Source organism: Rothia nasimurium (assembly GCF_928382285.1).
GTDB classification, from domain to species: Bacteria; Actinomycetota; Actinomycetes; order Actinomycetales; family Micrococcaceae; genus Rothia; species Rothia nasimurium_E.
On the sequence record NZ_CAKMSS010000001.1, the window covers coordinates 149,247 to 171,569 of the forward strand.

The window sequence follows — 22,323 nt, forward strand, 5'->3', positions numbered from 1 at the left end:
TCAACGCGTCCACCTGCCACTATTGGCAGGTGTTTTGTTGCTCGGGTGGGCATGATTACACCCCGTTACCCGCTAAAACACAGGCAACAGGGTGTCATCTAAAAGTTCTCTGGCAAGCAACCGGCTTAGGCGTAGGCCTCGATGAACTTGATCAGGGTGGCGATAGAGTGACCGGTGCCTTCCTTGGGGGTGTAACCGTAGGGGCCCTCCTCGTTGAATGAGGGGCCAGCGAAATCAAGGTGAGCCCAGGGAATCTTGGCTCCGTCCTTCTCACCCACAAACTCTTCAAGGAACTGGCCTGCTACCAGCATGCCGCCGTAGCGGGAGCCAATGTTCTGCAGGTCAGCTACGGGGGACTTGAGGCTCTTGCGCAGGTGTTCGGGCATGGGCATGGGCCAGTAGTCTTCGCCGGCTTCGGTTGCTGCATCGACAACCTGCTGGCGCACGGTATCGTTGCCCATGACTGCTGCGGTGCGCACGCCCAGAGCCACCAGCTGGGCGCCGGTGAGGGTTGCGATGTCGAGCAGGACGTCGGGTTCGCTCTCGGAGGCCAGCGCCAGACCGTCGGCCATGACCAGGCGACCTTCGGCATCGGTGTTCATGACTTCTACGGTGTGACCGCTGCGCATGGTGAGCACGTCTTCGGGGCGAATCGAGTTGCCACCGGGCATGTTCTCAGCCAGGCAGAGGTAGCCGTGGACGGCAACCGGCAGCTTGAGTTCGGAGGCTGCTGCCACAACGTTAAGGACGGTCGCCGCACCCGCCATATCGGACTTCATGGTGGTCATTGACCCGGCGGGCTTCAGAGAGATGCCGCCGGTGTCAAAGGTGATACCCTTACCCACGATAGCGACGGTCTTTTCGGCATTATCAGGGGTGTACTTGACCTCTACCAGGCGGGGCTTGCGTTCTGATCCCTGGCCAACACCAGCGATACCACCGAAACCTTCAGCAACCAGCTCATCGTAGTCCCAGACCTTAGTTTCAATCTTCTCAAGGCCTTCTAGACGGGCAAGAGCGCGCTCTGCAAAAGTCTCGGGGTAGAGGTGAGACGGGGGAGTGTTGACCAGACGACGGGTGTGGTCAACGGCCTCACCCAGAATCAGAGCGCGGGTGAGGGCACTTTCTGTCTCAGCGGGGGTGAGTTCGCTGACAATCAGCACCTCAGCAACAGGAGCCTTGACCGAATCAGCGGTTTTAGCGCGCATCTGGGTGTCGGCAAAGGCGCCATAGGCGGCGCCCTCAGCCAGGGCAGCAACATCTTCTACAGACTCTGCGCCCAGGGCCAGAGCAACGGTTTCTACGCCGGCAAGCTGGCGGACGGCTGAGCCCGCTGCGTAGCGCAGGGCAAGGCGGTGGGCGGCGGCGTCCTCTTTCTGTGTGCCTAGGCCGATGAGGGCAACTACATCAGCACCTGCTTCATCAAAGCCGGGAAGTCGGACGAGCTCGTCCTGCCCACCACTGACTCCCAAATCCTCCAAAATGGCCTCAAGACCCTCGGCTGTTTCGGTGTCGAGGGGGTTGCTGGCCAGTGAGGGGCCTTCCTTGCCGGAATAAACGCCGAGTACCAGCACGTCGGCTTCGAGGGCCTCAAGGTCGGGGGCCGTTACAGAGAATGACAGGTCGTGAGAATCGCTCACAGGTTTCTCCCTTCACAACAGAAATAAGAGGGGCGGGCATAGAATAGGTGACCGCGTTATCGTGTATAAGCGTAGGCCAAAACTGCGGCCAAATGTAACCTGCACAACGTTGTGAGGGGTAAATAACCCCAGAGCGAACAGCACAAGGTGCCGGGGCTAGGTTTAAGCCCCGCTGGGAATAGCTCTGCATATTCCCTGCGTTATACCTGCGACATTAGGCTACACTGTGCCCATACCCTGGAGTACTATAGAGACTCACAGAAGACGGGCAGAAAGAAGGGGGCTAGGAAGATGACGCAGGAAGATCGGCTGTATATTGCTCACGCCGGGGCGTTTGAAAACAATCGACTGCGAGGTTTGCCCCTCGTCATTGCTCTCTCCCACCCACAGGACGCTGGTGGAACCGCCGGGCACCTCGGTGAAGTGCTCTTGCACGAACTTGAGAATGTCCCGGTCATCGAGTTTGATGCTGACCGCCTGCATGACTACCGTTCCCGTAAGCCCCGCATTACCTTCAAAAAGGATCACTACACTAATCCTGTTCTCCCTGAGCTCAAGCTGTATGCGGTAGAAGACCGCTTGGGCAAGCCTTTCTTGCTCCTTACCGGCGCTGAGCCTGATTTGTTATGGCAGCGGTTTACGGCAGATGTTGTTGATATCGCCCAGCGTCTTGAGGTCTCGGTAGCACTGACAGTGACTGGTTTCCCCATGCCGGTACCCCATACCCGTCCTATTCCTGTCACCGCGCACGGGTCCCGGAAGGATTTGACGGTCGGTATTTCTTCTTTCCAGCCGGAGGCCCTGGTCCCCGGGTCGGTATCGAGCCTGTTGGAGGTGCGCCTGACCGAGGCCGGTATTGGAACGGCCGGATTCGCAGTGAATGTGCCCCAGTACCTTTCGGAGTCGGAGCTACCTCAGACCGCTCTTGTCGCTATGGAGCACCTATCGCTGGCTGCCAAGCTAAGCCTGCCCTCGGATCGCCTGCGTGAGCTTTCGGAGAACGTTCAGCTACAGATTGACGAGCAGGCGAGTGCTAGCCCTGAAATTCAGATGATGATTCAGCGACTTGAAGAGTCCTACGACGCCAATGCTGCCCAGGGCTTTGGCAGCCTGCCCCTCTCCCAGCGGGCAGCAGGCAAGGTGCCGAGCCGGGATGAAATCGGTGATGAAGTCGAGGCATTCTTGGCTCAGCTTGATCACCGGTCCCGGGAAGCGGACGAGGACGGCCCCCGCGGCCTGGGCCCCTCAGGTTCCTAAACCGGTCCGGGTCTGACCCCGCGGTGAAGCTACCTGTGAAAACCCGCTTTAAGGGCGTCATAGATACGTCATGGGTTCACCGATTTATGGAAAGTATGCGTTCCGTGAGGGCTTGATTATTTCTTTTGACATGGGTGGACGCCGGACGACCGGTGGGTGGAGAATATCCACAGATGTGGTTGAGCTCGTCTTAGATGTTCTTCTCTATCAGCCTGGTAGGTATGACAGAGATTCACCACACCCCAGAAGAACCCGCCGTTGCCTACCTCAGCTCGGAGCGCGACGTCCTTGCCCTTGCCCTGCACCTTTTAGGCTACTGGCCTGAAAAGTCCATCATGCTCTTGGCCCTGAGTGACGGGGGAGCAGGGCCCCTGCTACGCGTTGATATGCCGGATGTTTCCGACGTAGCTCCGGATGACTTTCTCACCTACCTCTTCGACGCTTTCCCTACCCACACCCCTACCGGCGACCCTATTACCAGTGCGTTCTTGCTGCTCTTTTCAGAGGGGGCAGCTTCAGGAGAGGTGGTTGTCTCGACTGAAAGATCTTTTCTTGAAGCAGCCCAGCTCTACACGCAGGTAGCGCCAATCCACGCAGCGGGCCATGGGCTGAACCTACTCGATGTGCTTGCCGTTGGGCAAGAAGCCTACTGGGCTGTAAATCCGGCTGAGGGGGAGCTGGCGCCCGCAGGTTTCCTAGAAGAGGTTCTCACAAGCCCGCTGTATACCGAACTGGTAGCTCGGGGGTCGCTTGTTGCGGGCAATTCCCATGAAGCGCAGGAACTAAAGAGCCGCACAGCACTGGAAACTGCGGACCCTGAAAGCCAAGAACACTGGCAGGTTTATGCAGAAGCCTATAACGCCTTCTACATAGAAGAGAAGCAAAAACAAAGCCCCCAAGAAACCCACCAAATCGCTGCTGAACTAGAGCTGTGGGAGCAGGCTATAAATGCTGTCTCATCTTTGTTTGATGGGTCGAATGGCGGTAAGGGACTATACGCCGGGACGCTAGCCGACACTATACGAGCTGAGGTGATTCCCGATGCTGCCGGCTTCCTTATCGCTTCTCTCGATAGCTTTGCTACCCTTCAGCTCGTGATTTTTCAGGCCTGCCGTACTCTCCAGGACTCCCTAGCGGCGCTGAAGGCTCTAGAAGAGGGCAGCGAAGAATTGGGGCTGAGTAAGCTGCCCGCAGGCGATAGGGTTCTGCCTCTACCGTCGACTCTGCACCGGTACAGGCTTGACCATCTCAGTCAGCCTGAATCGTGTGTACGCGAGCAGATAAACAATGTGGAAGATAGCCTGAAAGAGATGGCCGAAACCATCTTTGGTGTAGTCCCCACCCCACCAAACTGGAGACGCCTGGAAGCTTTGGGGTACCTGGCAGCGGTGATGGAAAGTTCCGCTACAGGAAAAGCCGAGGCTTCCCTTCTTGCCGCACAGTCCTGGATCAGGTGGATGCGAGGAAGCTCCACAGAGGCTTTCCACCTGCTGGAAGCTATCGATACCACCTATCGTGATGGGGGCTCTCTACCTCTGAACTATCTCTTGAGCGTCAGCGCCTTTCCTGCCTGGCTTACTCTGCCCGGTGGAGTCCCGGAGACCTACGTGACCAAGAACAGCAGATAAGCGGCCGTGCCTTCTTCGCTAGAAAACCTAAAACATGTCATACTTGACTATTGACCCCGCTCTAAGTGTCTCTCAAAAATACAGCTTTCTATCGGGAATATAAGCCCCCACCCGGGCGTTATACTCCCCGAAAGATACCCTGGAAACTGTATTGTGTGAATTGATCACTTGACAGGGTCTTAGGTGTTTTGACCGCGAACACCGCATCACACTCGCTACGGTCAACTAGCTCAGAAAGGTTTTCTGTGTCACCAGCCGCACGCAAGAAAGCAGCCAGCGAAACCGCTGCAACCAAAGCCACCGCTAAAAAAACCTCAACTCGCGCCAAAGCAAAAAAGGCTGACGAGGCAGCAGACGCCGTAGAAGCAGACGACGAAGAAAGCGCCGCACCTCAGCGAGCCCCTAAGAAGACCGCAGCTAAGAAGGCTGCCCCCAAGAAGAGCCGCAAGGCTAAGGACGAGGACGACGATTTCGCCGACGACGATATCGACCTAGACGACGAAGATCTCGACGCCGACGACATCGAAGATGCCGATGAAGATGACGACGAAGACGAGGCAGATTCTGTCACCAAGGAAGAGAAGAAAGAGGCCGAAGCTGTAGCAGCTAAGGGTTCTGGCTTCGTTCTGACCAACAACGATGAAGATGATGCCCCTGCCGTCCGCGTTGTTACCCCCGGTGCTACCGCAGACCCCGTCAAGGACTACCTCAAGCAGATCGGTAAGGTTGCCCTGCTGAACGCTGAGCAGGAAGTCGACCTGGCTATGCGTATTGAGGCAGGCCTTTACGCTGAGCACAAGCTCAAAGAGAACCCCGACATGGATCCGCAGCTCAAGAAAGAACTGCGCTGGGTTATCCACGACGGTCGTCGAGCCAAGAACCACCTACTGGAAGCTAACCTGCGTCTGGTGGTCTCTCTGGCCAAGCGTTACACCGGCCGCGGTATGCTTTTCCTCGACCTCATTCAGGAAGGTAACCTGGGTCTGATTCGTGCCGTTGAGAAGTTCGACTACTCAAAGGGCTTCAAGTTCTCAACCTACGCAACCTGGTGGATCCGTCAGGCTATCACGCGTGCAATGGCTGACCAGGCCCGTACCATCCGCATCCCTGTGCACATGGTTGAAGTTATCAACAAGTTGGCCCGCGTCCAGCGTCAGATGCTGCAGGATCTGGGCCGCGAACCCACCCCTGAAGAGCTCGCTAAGGAACTCGATATGACCCCCGAAAAGGTTATCGAGGTTCAGAAGTACGGCCGCGAGCCGATTTCCCTGCACACTCCTTTGGGTGAGGACGGCGACTCTGAGTTTGGCGACCTGATTGAGGACTCCGAAGCAGTAGTACCTGCTGATGCTGTCTCATTCACCCTTCTCCAGGAGCAGCTGCACTCGGTTCTTGATACCCTCTCTGAGCGTGAAGCAGGCGTTGTCGCTATGCGCTTTGGTATGACCGACGGGCAGCCCAAGACTCTTGATGAAATCGGCAAGGTCTACGGCGTTACCCGAGAGCGCATTCGCCAGATTGAATCAAAGACTATGTCTAAGCTCCGTCACCCCAGCCGTTCCCAGGTTCTGCGTGACTACCTAGACTAATAAGTCCACTCGCATTGATGCGACACTAGAGTGCCCCTGAGCTACCAGGCTCAGGGGCACTTACTATTACCGGTTGAAATACTCTTATTGGACGAGCGAGCGTGGGACGTAACTTTAGGCGATAGCAAGTGTTGCAATTTTCCATTCGCTGCGTCGGCGTTCAGCTCGAAGAGCTACCGCGCGAGTTCGACATTCATCGGTGACTAAGAGACTTAGCTCGTAGGCTGAAGCCGATACTTTCTGCACGATGACGCGTCGAGGCCGAATCCTGGCTGGAGGCTTGCTGGGGTACATGGATTCAGGGTAGTGACGTTTGCGGTACAGTATCGCGGCTTTAGCGTGTTCTAGTTGTTTCTCTAAGGTGCGGTAGCAAGCAGGTGTCATCCAGGGGGCCAGATGGTGCTTGGGGCGCCGCCCCATAAAGACTTCGATAGCGGCAGTTCCGATTCGAACACCTAGCTGCTCTACCGCTTGCTCTTCATGGTTGAGGAAGGAGATGCTTACCTCGGGCTCTTCTGGGTGGCCTTTTTCAAAGTAGGGAGCATATTTTTCAGCGTATTCAGTTGCTTCTACAATGATAAATTTGTGGTCGTCTCGTTCTGGGAAAGCGGTTTTCACGGTGATGCTCCTTTACATAACTATTGGGGTAGGGTGATGGTTTGACCTGGGAAAATAAGGGTGTCTAGGGTGGGGATTGAGTCTTGATTAAGCTGCCAGATCGCGTGCACGAGTGCTAGTACTTCAGCCCCTGACGCATCGGGGGCAAGCTGGTTTTCTGCGATGCTCCACAGCGAGTCACCCGGGGTTACCGTGTAAGTGACTGCTGTGCGTTCTGAAAAATCCGGGAGCGTGCGAGTGCTACCTGAAAAGAGGGGCGAAATGGGCTGGTAGCTCGTAGTAGAGATCGGAAGAACTGTAAGCGTTGTTTGTTCCTGAGCCTGGCTCTGGGAAAAGAAGGGTGACGCTGTAGACACCAGGGGAGACCTGGCTGATAGCGCATCGACGTTGTGAGCGGCTTGAGAAGCCCGGGCAAACAGGGGTGAGCTTGCCTCACCGCTACGAACCGTTGCTGAGATCGATTGCTCAAGTGGCAGAGCGTATGCCTGCGTGGGAGCTAAAGCTCCTAAACCTAAAGAAGCGCCAGCAAGTGTTTTAAGGAGCCCTGGCGCCCACGCTGGAAGTCGTAAGTGAACGGTAGAGCGCCGGGCATGAACTAGGGCACCGTAGTAGTAGACCAGTCCTGCAATCCACCAGAGAGCGATACCGAGACACAGCAGACCGGCAATAGCGCAGGCCAGCAGACTGACCCAGGTTCCGGGATCATGAGAAATTATCCCTAAGCTCTGATGGTCTTCTACTAGAAGTAGGTGAAGTAGCACGCCAGATATGCCAGCTCCACCCAGTGCTAGGAGGGGGACCAGATTAGCTACGCATAGAGCAAACGCCCGTGAGTTCACTTCTTTCACCTCAAATCATGTTATTTGATGCAGTTTGATGATTTATGAATCATATTACTTCTCTTTGTGATGTATTCAAGAGGGTTGTAGCAAATTTTCAACAAATTTTCGTTGACGGGGTATCCTCAGTGCATGGCACACTTAGATTTGCTCTTCCGGGACTACGAAATCCAGATGGAAGCACAAAAGCACCGTGACTACGAGATAGATGCTCGAGAGTTACGTCAGATAGAGCTTTCTCGAGTTACTGCAGCTGATCGTTTAGCTGCCCAGCTCGGGCAGCAGCTGACGGTACACGGGTCTACCGGAGATATTTGGCGGGGACGGCTAGAAACTCTGGGGCTGGGCTGGCTTCAGCTAGCTATAGAGGGTGCCGATATCATTCTTCCTCTGTCTGAAATTCTTTATTGGGAGGGCGGAAACCACCGGGCATTTGGTGAAGCCACTGACGTTTCACGTAAGCTCACGCTGGGGTCTGCCCTACGAGCTCTCAGTGCTGCCCATCGCAATATTCACATCTATCATGCAGGCGGGAATGGTCTTACCAGTGCCGGTAGGGTATGGGCTGTTGGTGCTGATTACTGCGAAATTGTGGGCGTCAAGGCACAAAAAGAAAACGCACGCGGAACCCAGGGGGCTCCACGCAGCGTCCTCTTCGCTTCAATTGCCGCTATCAGGGTAGCGGGATAGATAGTCTGTTTAGGAGATTTCGGCTCGCTCGACTTGCTCGGCGCGGATAGCTTCTTCAGTCATTGCATAGCGCTCGCTGATATATGCCTCGAGCATGCTTTTTTCAACCCGCCACTGATTTCTACCGCCAATCTGAATGGCCTTCAGCTCCCCCGAGCGTACCAGAGCACGAGTCTGGCTGGGAGATATATTAAGAATTTCACCAACGTCGGTCAGTGTGAGAAAGCGCTGTTCAACCATGTCTGGTTCCTTCTGAGACGGGGGAGTAAGTGGGGGACTCTTTGCTTTAGTTTAGTGCATTTTGAACCACCTTGATAGAAGAATCAAGACCTGTGGATAACTTGCAAGATTTTACGTAACCTTGACATAAATTATGCCGAATCTTTGAATTTAATACTCTGATTAGGGAAACTGCTGTCAACGAGGAAAACTTTCTGACTCAAAGAGGTGTCATGATGGCTCAAGAAAATCTTTCTCCCCGTTTCAGAAAGCCGGGGTTCCGCGACCCTAAGCTGCTGGCGGGCGTCCTAATTATTCTTCTCTCGGTTCTGGGCGTCGTTGGCCTCGTCCGAGCTACAAATCAGACCCATCCCTACTACGTTGCTAGTAAAGATATTGGTATTGGCGAGAAGATCACGACCGAGAACGTTACAGTTGCACAGATTAAGCTCGGGGATTCAGCCGGTATGTACCTTTCAGCTGAACAGGTAATTGCTGACGGATCAGTCGCTACCCGCCCCATAGCTGCAGGTGAACTTCTCTCATCTCGTTCACTGTCCAACGAGGTGAGCGACGGTCGTAGACTTGTTACTTTACTTCTCGATCAGTATGCGGTTGCAGAGTACGTTCCCGGTGACCGGGTAGATATTTGGGTTGCCTACAAAACAGAGGGAACTAACACTTACGGCGATCCCACCGCGATAGCCGAGTCAGCTGAGATCCATTCTGTTACCGCTCAGGAATCGGTCATCGGAGGTACAGGGCGTTCAGCTGTAGAACTATGGGTACACCAGGAGGTCCTACCCACTGTACTGGGCGCAACAAGCAAGGGAGCCGTGATTAACCTGGTCCCATCGGCTTACGCGGCAGGAGGAAACTAATGCAGATTCCAATTGTTGTTGTTGGCGATGAAGGCGGACGTTTCATCTCTGCAATTGAATCTCAACGTGGACAGGTGAGTGTGGTTCGGCATGTGCACGATATCGGTGAGATGCTGGGGCTGGCACAAAGTGGTCTTGCCCGCGCCGCGCTTATTGTGACCGGGGGAGAAGAACTCACTTTTTCCATGGTCAAATCTTTGCATCACCTCGAGGTCGCAGTTTGCCTTGTCACGGATCGGGGAGACTATCCCGGTATCGAAGGCGTCCACCCGATTGATTCTCTAGCCGATACCGCAGAGATCGTGAGCGAGATAGAAAAGGCACTTGATACTCTACTGACCTCAGAGCCAGACAGTGAGCAGGGCAGCCAGACACAGTACGAAAGCCCTGCGTCCTCAGCCCAGATCAAAACTCCCCAGACAAGGACTGAAGAGGAGCAGGACGCACCCGCCCACTCCCATGCGGAAGGGAAAATAGTTGCGGTGTGGGGTCCCTACGGTTCCCCTGGACGCACCACCTTAGCTATCAATCTGGCAGCAGCCTATGCAGAAACAGGGCACTCAGTCTGCCTGGTAGATGCAGATACCTACGGTGCATCCGCCGGAGCGGCGTTAGGTCTTACCGATGACTATTCAAGCCTGGCTCAGCTCTGTCACCACGCAGATCGCGGCGGTCTAAACCGGCAACAGCTTAAAGAGCTCACCCATACCGTCTCGCACCGTTCCCACTACTTTGACATCGTTACCGGCATCAACCGGCCAGACCGCTGGGTCGAGGTGCGTTCAAGTGCTCTCGACCTTGTGCTCAATACACTGGTGGCAACGTACGACCTGGTGGTAATTGATACCTCATTTTGCCTAGAAGAGGACCCATCCTTGAGCTTTGACGGTCTTACTCCACAACGAAATGATGCAACTCTTACCAGCTTGGCACGAGCCAACCACCTGATAGCTGTAGGTTTAGCAGACGTGGTAGGCGTACCACGACTGATCAAAGCCTACGATGCCCTCAAGGCAGCTCTTGCTGCATCCTCTGAAGAAAAAATCAGCATCGTCTTCAACCGTATTCGAACCGAGGCCCTGGGCAACTCAGCTCAGGCCGCCCTTGAACACTCCTGGGAACGGTTCGGCCCCAGCCTACCCATAGCAGTTCAGCTACCAGAAGACACCGCAACCGCAGATAAAGCTCGACTACAGGGAACAACAGTCTTTGAGGTAGGCCCACAAACAGAGCTAGCCAATCAGCTAAATAAACTAGCTCAAACGACTCTAGAGGCTCTTGGGCTAGGAAAACCAGCCTCATCGCTAGAGCCCGAACAAAGTCTAAACATGATAGAAAAGAAGAAGCCCTGGGCGCGCTTTACCCGCCGCCACAGACCATAATCTGCTCCGTTCATACCATCAGGAGGCACTATGTCCCTCACCGAAATCCTCATGCGCACAGGTGCCTACGGACCGGGCGATATTGAGTGGCTCCATCTGCTCACCAATGAGTGGCAAATTATTGCAGACACCGGTTATTGCGACCTTATGCTCTGGGCTCCCCATCCCGACACCATCGAGGGCTACTTTTCCCTGTCCCAGCCGCTGCCGGCGTCCGCTGGTTTTATCAACCTTGCTCAAATTCGCCCCTCAACTACCCACACCGTTTTTCACACTGACTGGGTGGGTAAAGAACTCAACCCGGCCCTCTGCGAGCGGGCGGTTGCAAGCTGGAACAGTCAAACCCCCAAGACCCTTAACGACGAGCACAACCTCACCGATATCGTCCTTGATACAGAATTTATTCCGCTGATACGCAATGACCGCCCCGTAGCCCTACTGTCGGTACACCGAGAGAGCCTGGGAACCCGCAAGCGCCAAAAAGCGGAACGGGTCTACCGCGATGTCTCCCACCACCTTCTGCAGATGGTGTCACGCGGCGCCTGGCCCGAGTTTTCTGCTCCGGTAGGAACAGCCCACGGTAACCCCCGGGTGAGCGACGGCCTGGTCATGCTCGATACAGACGGGCGGGTCACTTACGCCTCGCCTAATGCTCTGTCTATCTACAAACGTCTCAACTATTCGGGAGACATGCTCGGCGCGAGCCTACTCGATATCACCCGGGCCCTGCTACCAGCGAGCGAGAAGGCGGACGAAACCCTACCACTGGTTCTCACCGGTCGGATGCCCTGGCGCGCAGAAATTAAAGCTAACCGCAAGAACGTTACCTTCCGGGCGATTCCGCTACGACACTTCTCTAGGCTGGGAGAGGAACGCTACGGGGCCCTGCTGCTCTGCCGTGATGTCACCGAGCTGCGTCGGCGAGAGCAGGAGATGATGTCGAAAGACGCTACTATCCGCGAAATCCATCATCGGGTCAAAAACAACCTTCAAACTGTTTCAGCCCTGCTTCGCCTGCAATCCAGACGTATGACTACACCAGAGGCAAAGGAAGGGCTGGAACAGGCGATGCGCCGCGTCTCCACTATCGCGCTAGTACATGACGCACTCTCTCAGGGGCTAACTCAGGACGTAGACTTCGATGACCTGATTAGCCGACAGTTCAGGCTTGCTGCTGAGCTTGCTTCACCCGGGCAGCACGTTGCTACCCGAATCGAAGGATCTTTCGGAAAGCTGCCCAGCCAGATAGCCACACCTCTTGCCCTCGTGATCAATGAGGTTGTGGCTAACGCAGTAGAGCACGGTCTAGCGGGGGAAACAGGCACTGTTACTCTCGGCTGCCAACATCGCTACTCAGAGGGGCAAGAGCACAGCATTATCGTGACGGTCCACGATAGCGGCACGGGAATCAGCGCAGAAAAAATCAGAGAACTAGAGGGAGCCGGCACCGGAACCGGGCTAGGGACTCAAATCGTTAAGACCCTGGTTGCTAGTGAGCTCAACGGCACTATCCACTGGAGTCTTGCCCCAGAAGGTGGAACTTTGGTGACGATTGAAGCCGCCATTCTGTAGCTCAAGTAGCACCACATAAAGAGGAGGGGCGAACCGATAAACAGGTTCGCCCCTCATCAAGAACACTTACGTGAGATTGCTGCTACGAAGCCCTGCGGGCTCGGGCAGCACGTCGCTTCATAGCGCGACGCTCATCTTCACTCATACCGCCCCACACACCAGAATCCTGGCCTGTTTCGATAGCCCACTGCAGGCAGGTATCCATCACAGTGCAGCTGCGGCAGACATTCTTAGCTTCTTCAATCTGAAGAAGGGCGGGCCCGGTGTTTCCTACGGGGAAAAAGAGTTCAGGGTCTTTCTCAAGACAAGCAGCACGGCTACGCCAATCCATTAGCATGCTCTCCTATAGGGTTTACCGGATTAAAGCTGAGGCAAAACGGCTCAGCAACTAACAAAAAAATCTGGCCCCTTTCCTAGAAGGAGCCAAACTTGAACCTCAATAACTTTCCCACGATATGGAGCGTCATACAAGGGGGTTGTGAGCGAAAATCTATGCGCAGGCCTGAGGTAAATGTCACAGGTGGGAGTGTAAGGGGGTGCCGGGGTGAGAGGTGACACTCCCGGGTGCCTATTCTAGATAGGAGACCCTTTCTTAATACATAGAGAAATGAGATAGACGTGGCTTCTTCCAGCGTTTCAGCCGTTCCTGTTCCTGTGAAAATTTTGGTTGGGCTAAGCCTCCTTCAGGCCCTGTATCTGGTAGTCACTGCTCTCGTGGGGACTTTCTCTTCGGCTGATATCGGGGGAGCATCAGTTATCGCATCCTTCTACTTCATTATTGCCCTGGCTCTTGCTGTCGGCGCTGTTGCAGTGTGGAAGGCCCAGCGGTTTGGACAGCCGCTTGTGCTTGTCTGGCAGCTCTTTGCTGTGATCATCGGTGTTCAAACTGCCCTGGGAGGAGAATACCTGGTAGGTCTAACGACGGTAGTTATCAGTGGAGCGGTCATTATGCTACTTTTTGCTCGCTCTACTCTTGGATATTTGGCTCCTTCCTCCCGGTAACAGGTTTGTCTGGGGAGGCGGCTTGAAAAGCCACGACATCGGCGTGGTCAATGATGATTCCCCGTCCTGCCGGGAGCTGACCGTGAGTTTTAAGGTCGAGGGGGAGGCTTACACCCGGGTAGAACGACAGATCTGCGGGGCTGTGCGGGGTAAGGACGATACCGGTAGATGTACCGTTGAGAGCGGCAAGAATCGGTGAACTGCTCCACCGCGGCCAGGGGGTGTAGGCCACGACAACAGATTCAAATTTGTCTTTCTGGGTCAGTATTGTCTGCTGTATGTCGTGGCTGAGTGTATCGAGGTCGTCGATGAGCAGAATGGGACGGATTCTTAGGTTTTCGCTCCTGCCGATAGCTTGATTGATATCTTCTGATGTGGTGCCAGCGCCCGATGAAATAACAATAAAGAAATACTCTGGGTTAGCGTGGACGAATGTATTGAGCAGAGTTGTTTTACCAGACCCCCGTGGGCCGCTGATACTGATAAACCCTCCTCGCAAAGGTGGGGTGAAGGCCACCGAGCCATCCCTGAGAACACCGCAGGCGAGTGCGCCGGCATGGGGCTTGAACGATGGCGGGAGCGCGCCTGCAGAGCAGAACAAGGGGAGCGGACGCCAGGAACGCGGTTGCTGGTAGGAGCTGTTTACCTGGTGATCAACACCTTCCGGGGTACAGACTTTTGGAAGCTCTGGCGGAGCACCGAGCTCTACCCACGCAAGCGTGCCTGCCTGCACCTCTCCTTTTGAAGAGTCATAGATAACCTTTCCCTCCACCGCAAACTGCCCGCTGCCTGGTAGGGTGTAGTCCCTGTTATGGGAGCGTAAGGGATCATTTTCCACAGCAGACCGAGTCATGAGGGTGTGCTCAAAAAACTGCTGGTATTTACCTCGCACGCCTGTTACCGAAGTGCACAAAACCTGAATTGTTGGTTGATTGCTGAGGGTAAGGAGCTGTTGTAGGTGGGCTTCTGCTATAGGGTGCCGCTGGAGCGTGTCTAGCAACGTTTCTAGTGTATCTATGATGAGAAGCTGGCCCGGTTCCGGGGCATCTGCACAGCAGGCTAGAAGGTGCTGTACATAGTTGAAATCCTGGTAGGTAAAGACTTCAAATTGCTCCGTGTATTCCTTACCCCAGTTTTGTATCTCTCGTGCACGCTGTTCTGACGGCGTCAGGCATAATACAGCGTACCCTTGAGAAAGAGCTTGCAGAAGAGATACTCGAAGCACACGCATCCATTCATTACTGGCTCCCTGCACTAGAATCGGGCCGTCCTCAGCTGACCAGATCAAGGGGGCCTGAAGCCCTAACTCTGCTATCTCGTACTGACCAAGTAAGAGGGTAAAAGGCCCAGCGGACGCTGGTAATTCCGTGTGGTCAGGAGAAGCAAGCACAGCTGGAACCGGCTGATACGTCGGTAGCTGATGTGCCTCCCGGTAAGCTCGGTAGATAGCGGTGTTGGTGGCGTCGAGTTCTGTATCGCTGAGCGGCTGATGGCTGGTGGACTGCTGCGAATCAGATAAGTCGAGCATAAAACGTACTCGACAACGTCCTTGGGGATCTTGCCTGTAAAGACCTGTGATTAACGGAGCTTGAAACTCAACCATCTCGTTATCTGCACTTCGTAGAAGACCTCGCCCTGGGAAACGGGCGGAGATATGAGAAGCTTCTTCCGAGCCTAGAACGTTATAAGATTCCTGAGCAGAACTTACCCTAAGACACATCACCGTTGAGATATTTGCCCTGATATCGGGAGAAATTGCTCCCTGCGGACGCTGGGTAGCCAAGATGAGGTGGTACCCCAGTGACCTGCCAATCGTAGCTATCTTCATCATTTCGCTCATAATGTCTGGGTAATCATCGACAAGCATGCGAAACTCATCGATGCAGATAATTAGCTCCGGAAAATCAGGCGCTGTGCGGGCGTTTCTGCAGAGGTCGATATAATCGTCATAGGAACTGACGCCCAACTGCTTCCAGACCTGTTTGCGGTGGGTAAGGTCTGCCCGCAAGAACTTCATAGTGCGCATTAGCTGAGACGCGTCAAGGTCAGAGATGAGCGAAACACAATGGGGTAGAGACGCTAGAGGGCCTAAACCAGCACCACCTTTGAAATCTATGAGGACGAAGGAAAGACGCTGAGGCGGGTAGCTGAGGGCTGCAGACCATAGCAGGGAACGAAGAAGCTGGGACTTACCTGAACCTGTAGTCCCTGCACAGAGAAAATGCGGGCCATGATGCACAAGGCCGAGTTTTAGGTCATCGTTACTTTCACAGGCTAGCCCCGCATACAGAAAGATCTCTTCTGCCCATAGATTCCCCGGCTGGTTACCCTCCGGCAGCTCAGGGAGAGCATAAGCAGGTAGTTGAGAAGTATTCGTTGCTGCAACGCTAACTCTCTGGAGAAGAGAGGATGTAGTGACTCTTCCCCAACTCGCCAGGAGAGCACAGTAACGCTCTTCGCTGATTCCGTCTAAAACGACGTCATGCCAGCTCGTTGACTGAGAAAAGAGCTCTGCAGGCTCTTTATGAAGCCCTTTGTTGGCTAAGGGAAAGGGGAGAAGCTGTGGAGGTAAGGACGGCGGCAGATAGGAGCACACCAAAAAACCTGTTTCTAAACTACTGAGCTCTGCAAGAGACACCGTGCACACGTTTGCTGCTGCAAGAAGCGGGTCAATGAGACGCAAAAACCAAGTAGCCTCCTGCTCCTGAACAAGAAGGTAGACCGGCTGATTCTGAGCCAAGAGCTGGCAGAGGGTTAAACGCTGGGTCGAAAGAGGAAGCCCAGAGACTAGGGGCGCAAGTTCTTCTACGCTTATGACATAAGGGGCTCCCTGGACTTCAGGGAGGCTCCCTAGCTCACGTTGCTTGCCTCTAATTCGTACTGGCCGGGTGCCGCGTCCTATCACGATGCCTGTATCAGCATCAACCTGGTCAGCCCCGCGGTAGCGGGCTATAGCGTCCTCTTCCTCCCGAGCAAGCTGCGTTATCTGACGGCGCACAGAGGATCTTTCGCGCCCCTGAGAAAAAGCGTGAAGTCCCATTAAGAGTGAGGACCCACAGGCCATGAGAAGAACAAGCCACAGCTGGGTCAACCAGGCAATCAGAAGGCCCACAATGAGAGGTAGAACCATCGTTGCTACCAGTAGCAGCTTGGACTTAGGGGCGGGAGCATCAATGTCTTGAACTACCGGGTCACGAAAGAGGGGAGCGCGGTACTCATACTGGTCAAGCACAAGGACGCTCCCACCCAGAATAAATTTTTCCCCTACCTCAAGTTTGCGGTGGGAGCCCTCATCCGAGAAATACACACCGCTAGCCGTCACCTCTAGGAAGCCCTCAATCGGTGCAAGCGCTGGGTCGTCGATTGTGAGCAGGGAGGCCTGCCTACCAATTTCCCAGCTACCTCGAGACAGCGGAAACTGAGAATGAGAATCTGGCCCGTGCACCACACGTAAGGTAAACAGGGCCTTCTCATCTGGGAACGGGAGAACGGTTGCATGGGGTGCAAGGGGCAGCACCGTGAGCTGGGCACCACTAGTCCAGGGCGGCTGGCCGGGAGTAAGCTCCCTGATATCTTGCCCCTGAACACCCCAACTGAAATTATCGCTACCCCACACATTAGAGAGTTCTCGGTGGATATCTACCCCAGTTGTGCCGGGTGAATAATCAAACTCCACTGTCCGGTAAGATCCCGCCGGTGGCTGCTGGACGCGCACTAAAAGCTTCATAAAGCTACCTAAGTTCTGGAGACCTGCCATTGCAAGGGCACAAAACGGAAAAACAAACTCTCACCATTGTTTTTCTGTCTTTCCGCGAAAAAAGTTGAGGTTCCTCTGCACACAGCACTAGCACAGGGGAAGACCGGGGAATAATCACACGATCTTTACAGCCTGTTAGCGGGTAGTAGCCGACTATATCCGGTACTTTTGTTATTAACTGTGTTTACCTTGCGCGCAAGGAACACGCCGAAGTTAAGCTTCTACGCTGTAGTAGCAGAGCACGGTTGCCAGACTCCCCACGATAGCTGTGCAACCCCTAACAAGGAGTAAGTTAAGTGAACGCTGATCTCGTAGTCGTAGGCTCTGGCCTCTTTGGCCTCACCATTGCAGAGCAAGCTGCTACCCAGCTTGGCCTCAAAGTAGCCCTGCTCGACCGCCGTCATCACATCGGCGGTAACGCATACAGCGAAAACGAAGAGAAGACAGGAATCGAAGTTCACCGCTACGGCGCCCACCTCTTCCACACCTCTAACGAACGCGTCTGGGAATACGTCAACCGTTTCACCGGCTTCACCAACTACACCCACCGTGTTTACACCAACCACAACGGTATCGTGTACCCCATGCCCATCAACCTGGGCACTATCAACCAGTTCTTCAACGCCGCCTACTCACCGGCAGAAGCCAAGGCCCTGATTCAGGAACAGGCCGGTGAACTCGCAGGAACCGACCCCAAGAACCTGAACGATAAGGGGATCTCTCTCATCGGGCGTCCGCTCTACGAAGCCTTCATCAAGCACTACACCGCAAAGCAGTGGCAGACCGACCCCGCTGACCTGCCCGCCTCCATCATTTCTCGCCTGCCCGTGCGCTACAACTACGATAACCGCTACTTTAATGACAAGTACGAAGGTCTGCCCGTCGACGGCTATACCGCCTGGCTTGAGCGTATGGCAGCCCACCCCAACATCGAAGTTCACCTCAACACCGATTTCTTCGAAGAGGGCCATGAGTACTCACGTTCCAAGGTGCTCGGCCAGGTTCCCGTTGTCTACACCGGCCCTGTAGACCGCTACTTCGACTACGCCGAAGGTGACCTCTCCTGGCGTACCATCGACCTTGAAGAAGAAGTCCTTGACATCGAAGACTTCCAGGGTTGCTCCGTCATGAACTACCCCGATGCAACTCACCCCTACACCCGCATCCACGAATTCCGTCACTTCCACCCCGAACGTGACTACACCAAGGATGCCACCGTTATCCACCGCGAGTACTCACGCTTTGCTGAAAAGGGCGACGAGCCCTACTACCCCATTAACACCAGTGCAGACCGCGACATGCTCCTGAAGTACCGCGAACTTGCTGGCGGAGAGCAGAATGTGCTCTTCGGTGGACGTTTGGGTACCTACAAGTACCTTGACATGCACATGGCTATCGGTGCTGCACTCTCCATGTTCGACAACAAGCTCCGCCCCCACTTCGAAAAGGGCGAAAAGCTGGTATCTGGCGGAATCGAGGCCTAAAACTTATGCAGAACACCCAAGAGACCCCTATGAAAACCCTGCAGCGCGTTATCTTCCCCGAACGCGCTCAGATGGACACCGTATCGCTTTACGTCGATTCGGGTATTGCAACCGGCGTGCAGCTCTCCACCATGAACGGTGCCTTGAGTCAGAACGACTCTTTGAAGGACGAGAAAGCTCCGGTCAAGAGTAGCGGCGGTTCAGCAAACGAAGCACACACTGAAGACTTCATCGGTCGTCGCTCCACCCTCGTGCGCCCCGGTACCCGCCTCTCCTTTGGCACCTACTTCAATGCCTTCCCCGCATCCTACTGGAAGCGATGGACTGACCTGACCTCCGTCCGCCTGCATATCCAGACTCACGGCGAAGGCACCGTCATCGTGTACAAGTCAAACGCTCGTGGCTCGCTGCAGCGTGTAGACTCCAAGCGCGTAGAAGGTGCTGCCACCACCCAGTTTGACCTCTCGCTGAAGCCCTTCGGTGATGGCGGCTGGTACTGGTTCGAACTCGCCGCTGGCTCTGAAGCTCTGGTGCTGGAATCAGCAGAGTGGCAGGGCGCTGATAACGGCAAGGCTCCCGGTCGCATCACCCTGGAAATTACCACCATGAACAAGCAGGAATTCTGCCTGAATAACCTGCGTTCTCTGGCTGCCAACCCCGAGGTTCTAGAGCATCTTCAAGAAGTCCTCATCGTTGACCAGGGCTCTCAGAAGCTCCAGGACGAGCCTGACTTTGAAGAAGTTGCTGCTACCTTGCAGGGCAAGCTTCGTATTATTAACCAGGCGAATCTGGGTGGTTCAGGTGGCTTCGCCCGCGGTATGTACGAGGCTGTAGAAAACGGTTCTGACTACGCCCTGCTGCTCGATGATGACGTGGTTGTTGAGCCGGAATCTATTATCCGACTGCTCACCTTCGCTGATATGTGCCGTAAGCCTACTATCGTAGGTGGCCACATGTTTGATCTGTACAACCGTACCGTTCTTCACACCTTCGGCGAGGTCGTCAACACCTATCGTTTCCAGCCTGACCTGCCCCACCAGGACCAGTCCCTGGGGCATGACTTCCTGCACTCCAACCTGCGTAGCACCCCTTGGCTGCACCGCCGCACTGACGTAGACTACAACGGCTGGTGGATGGACCTAATTCCTACCCAGGTCATTCGTGAAATCGGTCTGTCACTGCCCGTCTTCATCAAGTGGGATGACGTTGAATTCGGCCTGCGCGCAAAAAAGGCCGGCTACCACACCGTCTCACTTCCCGGTGCCGCTGTTTGGCACGTATCGTGGATTGATAAGGACGACCTCGTAGGCTGGCAGGCTTACTTCCACATCCGTAACCGCATCATTGCTTCGCTGATTCACTCACCCTATGAGCGAGGCGGACGCCTGCTGCGTGAGTCGCTCTATGCAGACGTCAAGCACCTTATCTCGATGCAGTACTTTACCGAGCACGGTCGTATTATGGCGCTGAAGGATGTCCTTGCCGGCCCCGATCAGCTACATGATCTCCTTGCCCAGCGTCTGCCCGAAATTCGTGCTCTGACTAAGGAGTACACTGACGCCCAGTTCAAGGAAGACGTCGAGTCCTTCCCTGAGCCTCGGATGGCAAAGCCCCCTCGCAATGGCCGTGGTTTTGCTGCTCCGTCTTACCGTACTCTTGCTCCCTGGGCCTTGAAGACTGTCACTAAGCAGCTGGTCAAGCCTGTGCGCGATGAATATAAGCAGAACCCCCAGGCTCATATTGCTCACCAGGATAACCGCTGGTGGCGTATGTCCCAGTACGACTCGGCTCTGGTATCAAACGCTGAAGGTACCGCAGTTTCGTGGTACCGCCGTGACCCAGAACAGCTCCGTTCAAAGCTCATCGAGTCATCTAAACTGACCGCTCAGATTCTGCGTGAATGGCCTACTCTGCGCAAGCAGTATGCCGAGGCCGCAGAGCGTATTACTTCTATCGAAGAGTGGAAGAAGACCTTCGACAAGCATACGGAGTCAGAACTTACTCGATGAATGATTCGATGAATAAACAACTCGTAGCCCCCGGTAAGGGCCGTGGGCTACGGGATGTTTTTGCTAACAGATTTTTGCTAAAACTCCTGGTTGATAAGGAGATACAGGTAAGGTACCGGGGCTCGGTGCTCGGTATTCTCTGGTCCTATATCAAGCCTGGGGTGCAGTTTGCCGTCTTCTATATCGCCTTAGGTCTTTTCTTGGGGCTAGAACGCGGTATGCAGAACTACGCCATCTACCTATTCTCTGGAATGATCGTTATTAACTTCTTCTCTGAAGGGTTTAGTAACGGGGCTAAAGCCATGGTAGTTAACGGGGCGCTCATCAAGAAGATTTATCTACCTCGTGAACTGTTCTCGGTTTCAACGATTTGGGTGGCTCTTATCCATTTCCTTCCTCAGATTCTGGTGCTTCTTGGCGCGTGTTTTGTAGCTGGCTGGAGCCCTGATCTGAAGCAGCTGGGGGCGGCCCTGGTCGCCATGATTATCGTGATGATCTTTTCAGCGGGCTTGGGCCTCATCTTCGGTGTAGCTAACGTTTTCTTCCGCGATTCTGAGAATATTGTGGATATGCTCCTGATGGTTGCTACCTGGTTCTCACCGGTCCTGTACTCGTGGACCATGGTGCGCGATACCCTTTACCCCTGGGTAATGAACGTGTACATGATGAACCCGCTCACTGTGGCTGTTGAGCTCTTCCACTATGCTTTCTGGATGCCTACCCTTTCAGCTGAGTCTGCTGCACTGCCGGTATCTCAAATCCCTCCGCACCTTCTTACCCTGTGGGTACCTGTTGCCCTGGGTGTTTCTCTCGTGACCCTGTTCCTCGGTGACTTACTCTTCCGTAAGCTAGAGGGCAACTTCGCCCAGGAGCTCTGATTTACGTGGATATCAAGAAGTTTGATTTACCACCCGTGGCAGATAATGCTCCTGTGGTTATCAAGGTTGAGTCTCTGGTGAAGCGCTTTGTGCTGCGCCATACTCGGTCGATGAAGGAGGCCTTTGTCTGGCTGATGAAGGGCCGTAAGGGGGACTTGAATGAGAAGTTCAATGCTCTTAACGGGGTTTCTCTGGACATTCGCGAAGGCGAGCGCGTTGCCCTGCTGGGCTATAACGGTTCGGGTAAATCTACCCTGCTCAAGCTGATTTCGGGTGTGATGCACCCGGATGAGGGCAGGGTATTGACCGGCGGACGCATCGCTGGGCTTATCGAGGTTGGAGCAGGTTTCCACCCCGATTTGACCGGGCGTGACAACGTATATCTGAACGCTGCCATCCTTGGTATGAGCAAGGAACAGATCGAAGCAAAATTTGATGAAATTGTTGAATTCTCTGAAATTGGCAACTTTATCGATACCGAGGTTAAGTTCTACTCGTCGGGTATGTACCTGCGACTGGCTTTTGCTGTAGCTGTTCATACTGATCCGGAGATTTTCTTAGTAGATGAGATTCTGGCTGTGGGTGATGAACCTTTCCAGAAGAAATGTATCGCTAAGATTCGAGATCTGAGCGCTGAAGGGAAAACCCTGGTTGTGGTGAGCCATGACCTTGATTTGGTGGCAAAGATCTGTGAACGCGGAGTGGTCCTGGACCATGGCTCTAAGCAGTTCGATGGCCCTATTGACGAAGCGATTGAATTCATGAGGGCAAAATCCCACTAAGGGAGCCTTCCCCAAAAATGCCCACAAGCTAGATAGCTTGTGGGTATTTTTGTGCGTTGTTACTAGTCAGTAACTAGTTGTGTGTCAAAACATTAC

General features: G+C 54.5%; 17 protein-coding genes. 12 read left to right on the top strand and 5 right to left on the bottom strand.

Features of this window, described 5'->3' with window-relative positions; translation table 11 throughout:
* Positions 1-125: 125 nt before the first annotated feature.
* Entirely contained in the window at positions 126-1,640 is a 1,515-nt protein-coding gene (locus L6758_RS00620) for a leucyl aminopeptidase (protein ID WP_237205052.1), read from the bottom strand.
* A 291-nt stretch (positions 1,641-1,931) separates the two neighbouring features.
* Here L6758_RS00620 and L6758_RS00625 point away from each other — a divergent pair, with 291 nt between their 5' ends.
* The 3 genes from L6758_RS00625 (at position 1,932) to L6758_RS00635 (ending at position 6,114) form a co-directional block, all read left to right on the top strand.
* Positions 1,932-2,897, top strand: coding sequence for a proteasome assembly chaperone family protein (locus tag L6758_RS00625; protein ID WP_237205053.1), 966 nt, complete (start codon positions 1,932-1,934; stop codon positions 2,895-2,897).
* A 221-nt stretch (positions 2,898-3,118) separates the two neighbouring features.
* Positions 3,119-4,525 (top strand): DUF4192 family protein, encoded by a 1,407-nt coding sequence (locus tag L6758_RS00630; RefSeq protein ID WP_237205054.1) that lies wholly within the window; start codon positions 3,119-3,121, stop codon positions 4,523-4,525.
* A gap of 188 nt (positions 4,526-4,713) precedes the next feature.
* Complete coding sequence (locus L6758_RS00635) at positions 4,714-6,114, top strand: RNA polymerase sigma factor (protein ID WP_272878576.1); 1,401 nt, start codon at positions 4,714-4,716, stop codon at positions 6,112-6,114.
* 114 nt (positions 6,115-6,228) lie between these two features.
* On the opposite strand, the gene L6758_RS00640 is transcribed toward L6758_RS00635, so the two are convergent.
* A complete protein-coding gene (locus L6758_RS00640; RefSeq protein WP_185173117.1) occupies positions 6,229-6,732 on the bottom strand; it encodes an Rv3235 family protein in 504 nt (167 codons plus the stop codon).
* 971 nt (positions 6,733-7,703) lie between these two features.
* On the opposite strand from L6758_RS00640, the gene L6758_RS00645 reads away from it, so the two are divergent.
* Positions 7,704-8,261: a hypothetical protein gene (locus L6758_RS00645; protein WP_237205055.1), complete on the top strand. Its 558-nt coding sequence runs from the start codon at positions 7,704-7,706 to the stop codon at positions 8,259-8,261.
* Between the two features lie 9 nt (positions 8,262-8,270).
* Here L6758_RS00645 and L6758_RS00650 read toward each other — a convergent pair whose 3' ends face one another.
* Positions 8,271-8,501, bottom strand: a complete 231-nt coding sequence (locus L6758_RS00650; protein WP_237195397.1) for a helix-turn-helix domain-containing protein — start codon at positions 8,499-8,501, stop codon at positions 8,271-8,273.
* A gap of 212 nt (positions 8,502-8,713) precedes the next feature.
* On the opposite strand from L6758_RS00650, the gene L6758_RS00655 reads away from it, so the two are divergent.
* Genes L6758_RS00655 through L6758_RS00665 form a run of 3 tightly spaced genes read left to right on the top strand, consistent with a single transcriptional unit; the run spans position 8,714 to position 12,315 of the window.
* Positions 8,714-9,361 carry an SAF domain-containing protein gene (locus tag L6758_RS00655; protein ID WP_237205056.1) on the top strand — a complete coding sequence of 216 codons (648 nt, stop codon included), beginning with the start codon at positions 8,714-8,716 and terminating at the stop codon, positions 9,359-9,361.
* The gene (locus L6758_RS00660) at positions 9,361-10,743 is read left to right on the top strand and encodes an AAA family ATPase (RefSeq protein WP_237205057.1); all 1,383 of its coding nucleotides are present in this window, start codon (positions 9,361-9,363) and stop codon (positions 10,741-10,743) included. Before L6758_RS00655 ends, L6758_RS00660 begins: the two co-directional genes overlap by 1 nt.
* 30 nt (positions 10,744-10,773) lie before the next feature.
* The gene (locus L6758_RS00665) at positions 10,774-12,315 is read left to right on the top strand and encodes a sensor histidine kinase (RefSeq protein ID WP_237195411.1); all 1,542 of its coding nucleotides are present in this window, start codon (positions 10,774-10,776) and stop codon (positions 12,313-12,315) included.
* 82 nt (positions 12,316-12,397) lie between these two features.
* Here the strand turns inward: L6758_RS00665 and L6758_RS00670 are convergent, their stop codons facing one another.
* Positions 12,398-12,646 (bottom strand): WhiB family transcriptional regulator, encoded by a 249-nt coding sequence (locus L6758_RS00670; RefSeq protein ID WP_135013289.1) that lies wholly within the window; start codon positions 12,644-12,646, stop codon positions 12,398-12,400.
* Positions 12,647-13,029: 383 nt separating this feature from the next.
* Here L6758_RS00670 and L6758_RS00675 point away from each other — a divergent pair, with 383 nt between their 5' ends.
* The gene (locus L6758_RS00675) at positions 13,030-13,317 is read left to right on the top strand and encodes a hypothetical protein (RefSeq protein ID WP_237205058.1); all 288 of its coding nucleotides are present in this window, start codon (positions 13,030-13,032) and stop codon (positions 13,315-13,317) included.
* Here L6758_RS00675 and L6758_RS00680 read toward each other — a convergent pair.
* On the bottom strand, positions 13,283-17,044 hold the full coding sequence (locus L6758_RS00680; RefSeq protein WP_237218592.1) for an FtsK/SpoIIIE domain-containing protein: 3,762 nt from the start codon (positions 17,042-17,044) through the stop codon (positions 13,283-13,285). The two genes, L6758_RS00675 and L6758_RS00680, sit on opposite strands and share 35 nt — an antisense overlap.
* A 326-nt stretch (positions 17,045-17,370) precedes the next feature.
* Between L6758_RS00680 and glf the strand changes: the two genes are divergently transcribed.
* Genes glf through L6758_RS00700 form a run of 4 tightly spaced genes read left to right on the top strand, consistent with a single transcriptional unit; the run spans position 17,371 to position 22,227 of the window.
* Entirely contained in the window at positions 17,371-18,558 is a 1,188-nt protein-coding gene (gene glf / locus L6758_RS00685; protein WP_237205060.1) for a UDP-galactopyranose mutase, read from the top strand.
* Positions 18,559-18,587: 29 nt separating this feature from the next.
* Complete coding sequence (locus L6758_RS00690) at positions 18,588-20,567, top strand: glycosyltransferase (protein ID WP_237195425.1); 1,980 nt, start codon at positions 18,588-18,590, stop codon at positions 20,565-20,567.
* Positions 20,568-20,575: 8 nt separating this feature from the next.
* Entirely contained in the window at positions 20,576-21,445 is an 870-nt protein-coding gene (locus tag L6758_RS00695; RefSeq protein ID WP_377126142.1) for an ABC transporter permease, read from the top strand.
* Positions 21,446-21,450: 5 nt separating this feature from the next.
* Positions 21,451-22,227 (top strand): ABC transporter ATP-binding protein, encoded by a 777-nt coding sequence (locus tag L6758_RS00700; RefSeq protein ID WP_237185394.1) that lies wholly within the window; start codon positions 21,451-21,453, stop codon positions 22,225-22,227.
* Positions 22,228-22,323 lie beyond the last annotated feature (96 nt).

Bases quoted from the DNA above. Each gene is read 5' to 3' on its own strand.
- L6758_RS00680 (WP_237218592.1), bottom strand. From the start codon at position 17,044: ATGAAGCTTTTAGTGCGCGTCCAGCAGCCACCGGCGGGATCTTACCGG.
- L6758_RS00660 (WP_237205057.1), top strand. From the start codon at position 9,361: ATGCAGATTCCAATTGTTGTTGTTGGCGATGAAGGCGGACGTTTCATC.
- L6758_RS00695 (WP_377126142.1), top strand. From the start codon at position 20,576: ATGAATAAACAACTCGTAGCCCCCGGTAAGGGCCGTGGGCTACGGGAT.
- L6758_RS00665 (WP_237195411.1), top strand. From the start codon at position 10,774: ATGTCCCTCACCGAAATCCTCATGCGCACAGGTGCCTACGGACCGGGC.
- L6758_RS00630 (WP_237205054.1), top strand. From the start codon at position 3,119: ATGACAGAGATTCACCACACCCCAGAAGAACCCGCCGTTGCCTACCTC.
- L6758_RS00650 (WP_237195397.1), bottom strand. From the start codon at position 8,501: ATGGTTGAACAGCGCTTTCTCACACTGACCGACGTTGGTGAAATTCTT.
- L6758_RS00625 (WP_237205053.1), top strand. From the start codon at position 1,932: ATGACGCAGGAAGATCGGCTGTATATTGCTCACGCCGGGGCGTTTGAA.
- L6758_RS00690 (WP_237195425.1), top strand. From the start codon at position 18,588: ATGAAAACCCTGCAGCGCGTTATCTTCCCCGAACGCGCTCAGATGGAC.
- L6758_RS00645 (WP_237205055.1), top strand. From the start codon at position 7,704: ATGGCACACTTAGATTTGCTCTTCCGGGACTACGAAATCCAGATGGAA.
- L6758_RS00670 (WP_135013289.1), bottom strand. From the start codon at position 12,646: ATGGATTGGCGTAGCCGTGCTGCTTGTCTTGAGAAAGACCCTGAACTC.
- L6758_RS00655 (WP_237205056.1), top strand. From the start codon at position 8,714: ATGATGGCTCAAGAAAATCTTTCTCCCCGTTTCAGAAAGCCGGGGTTC.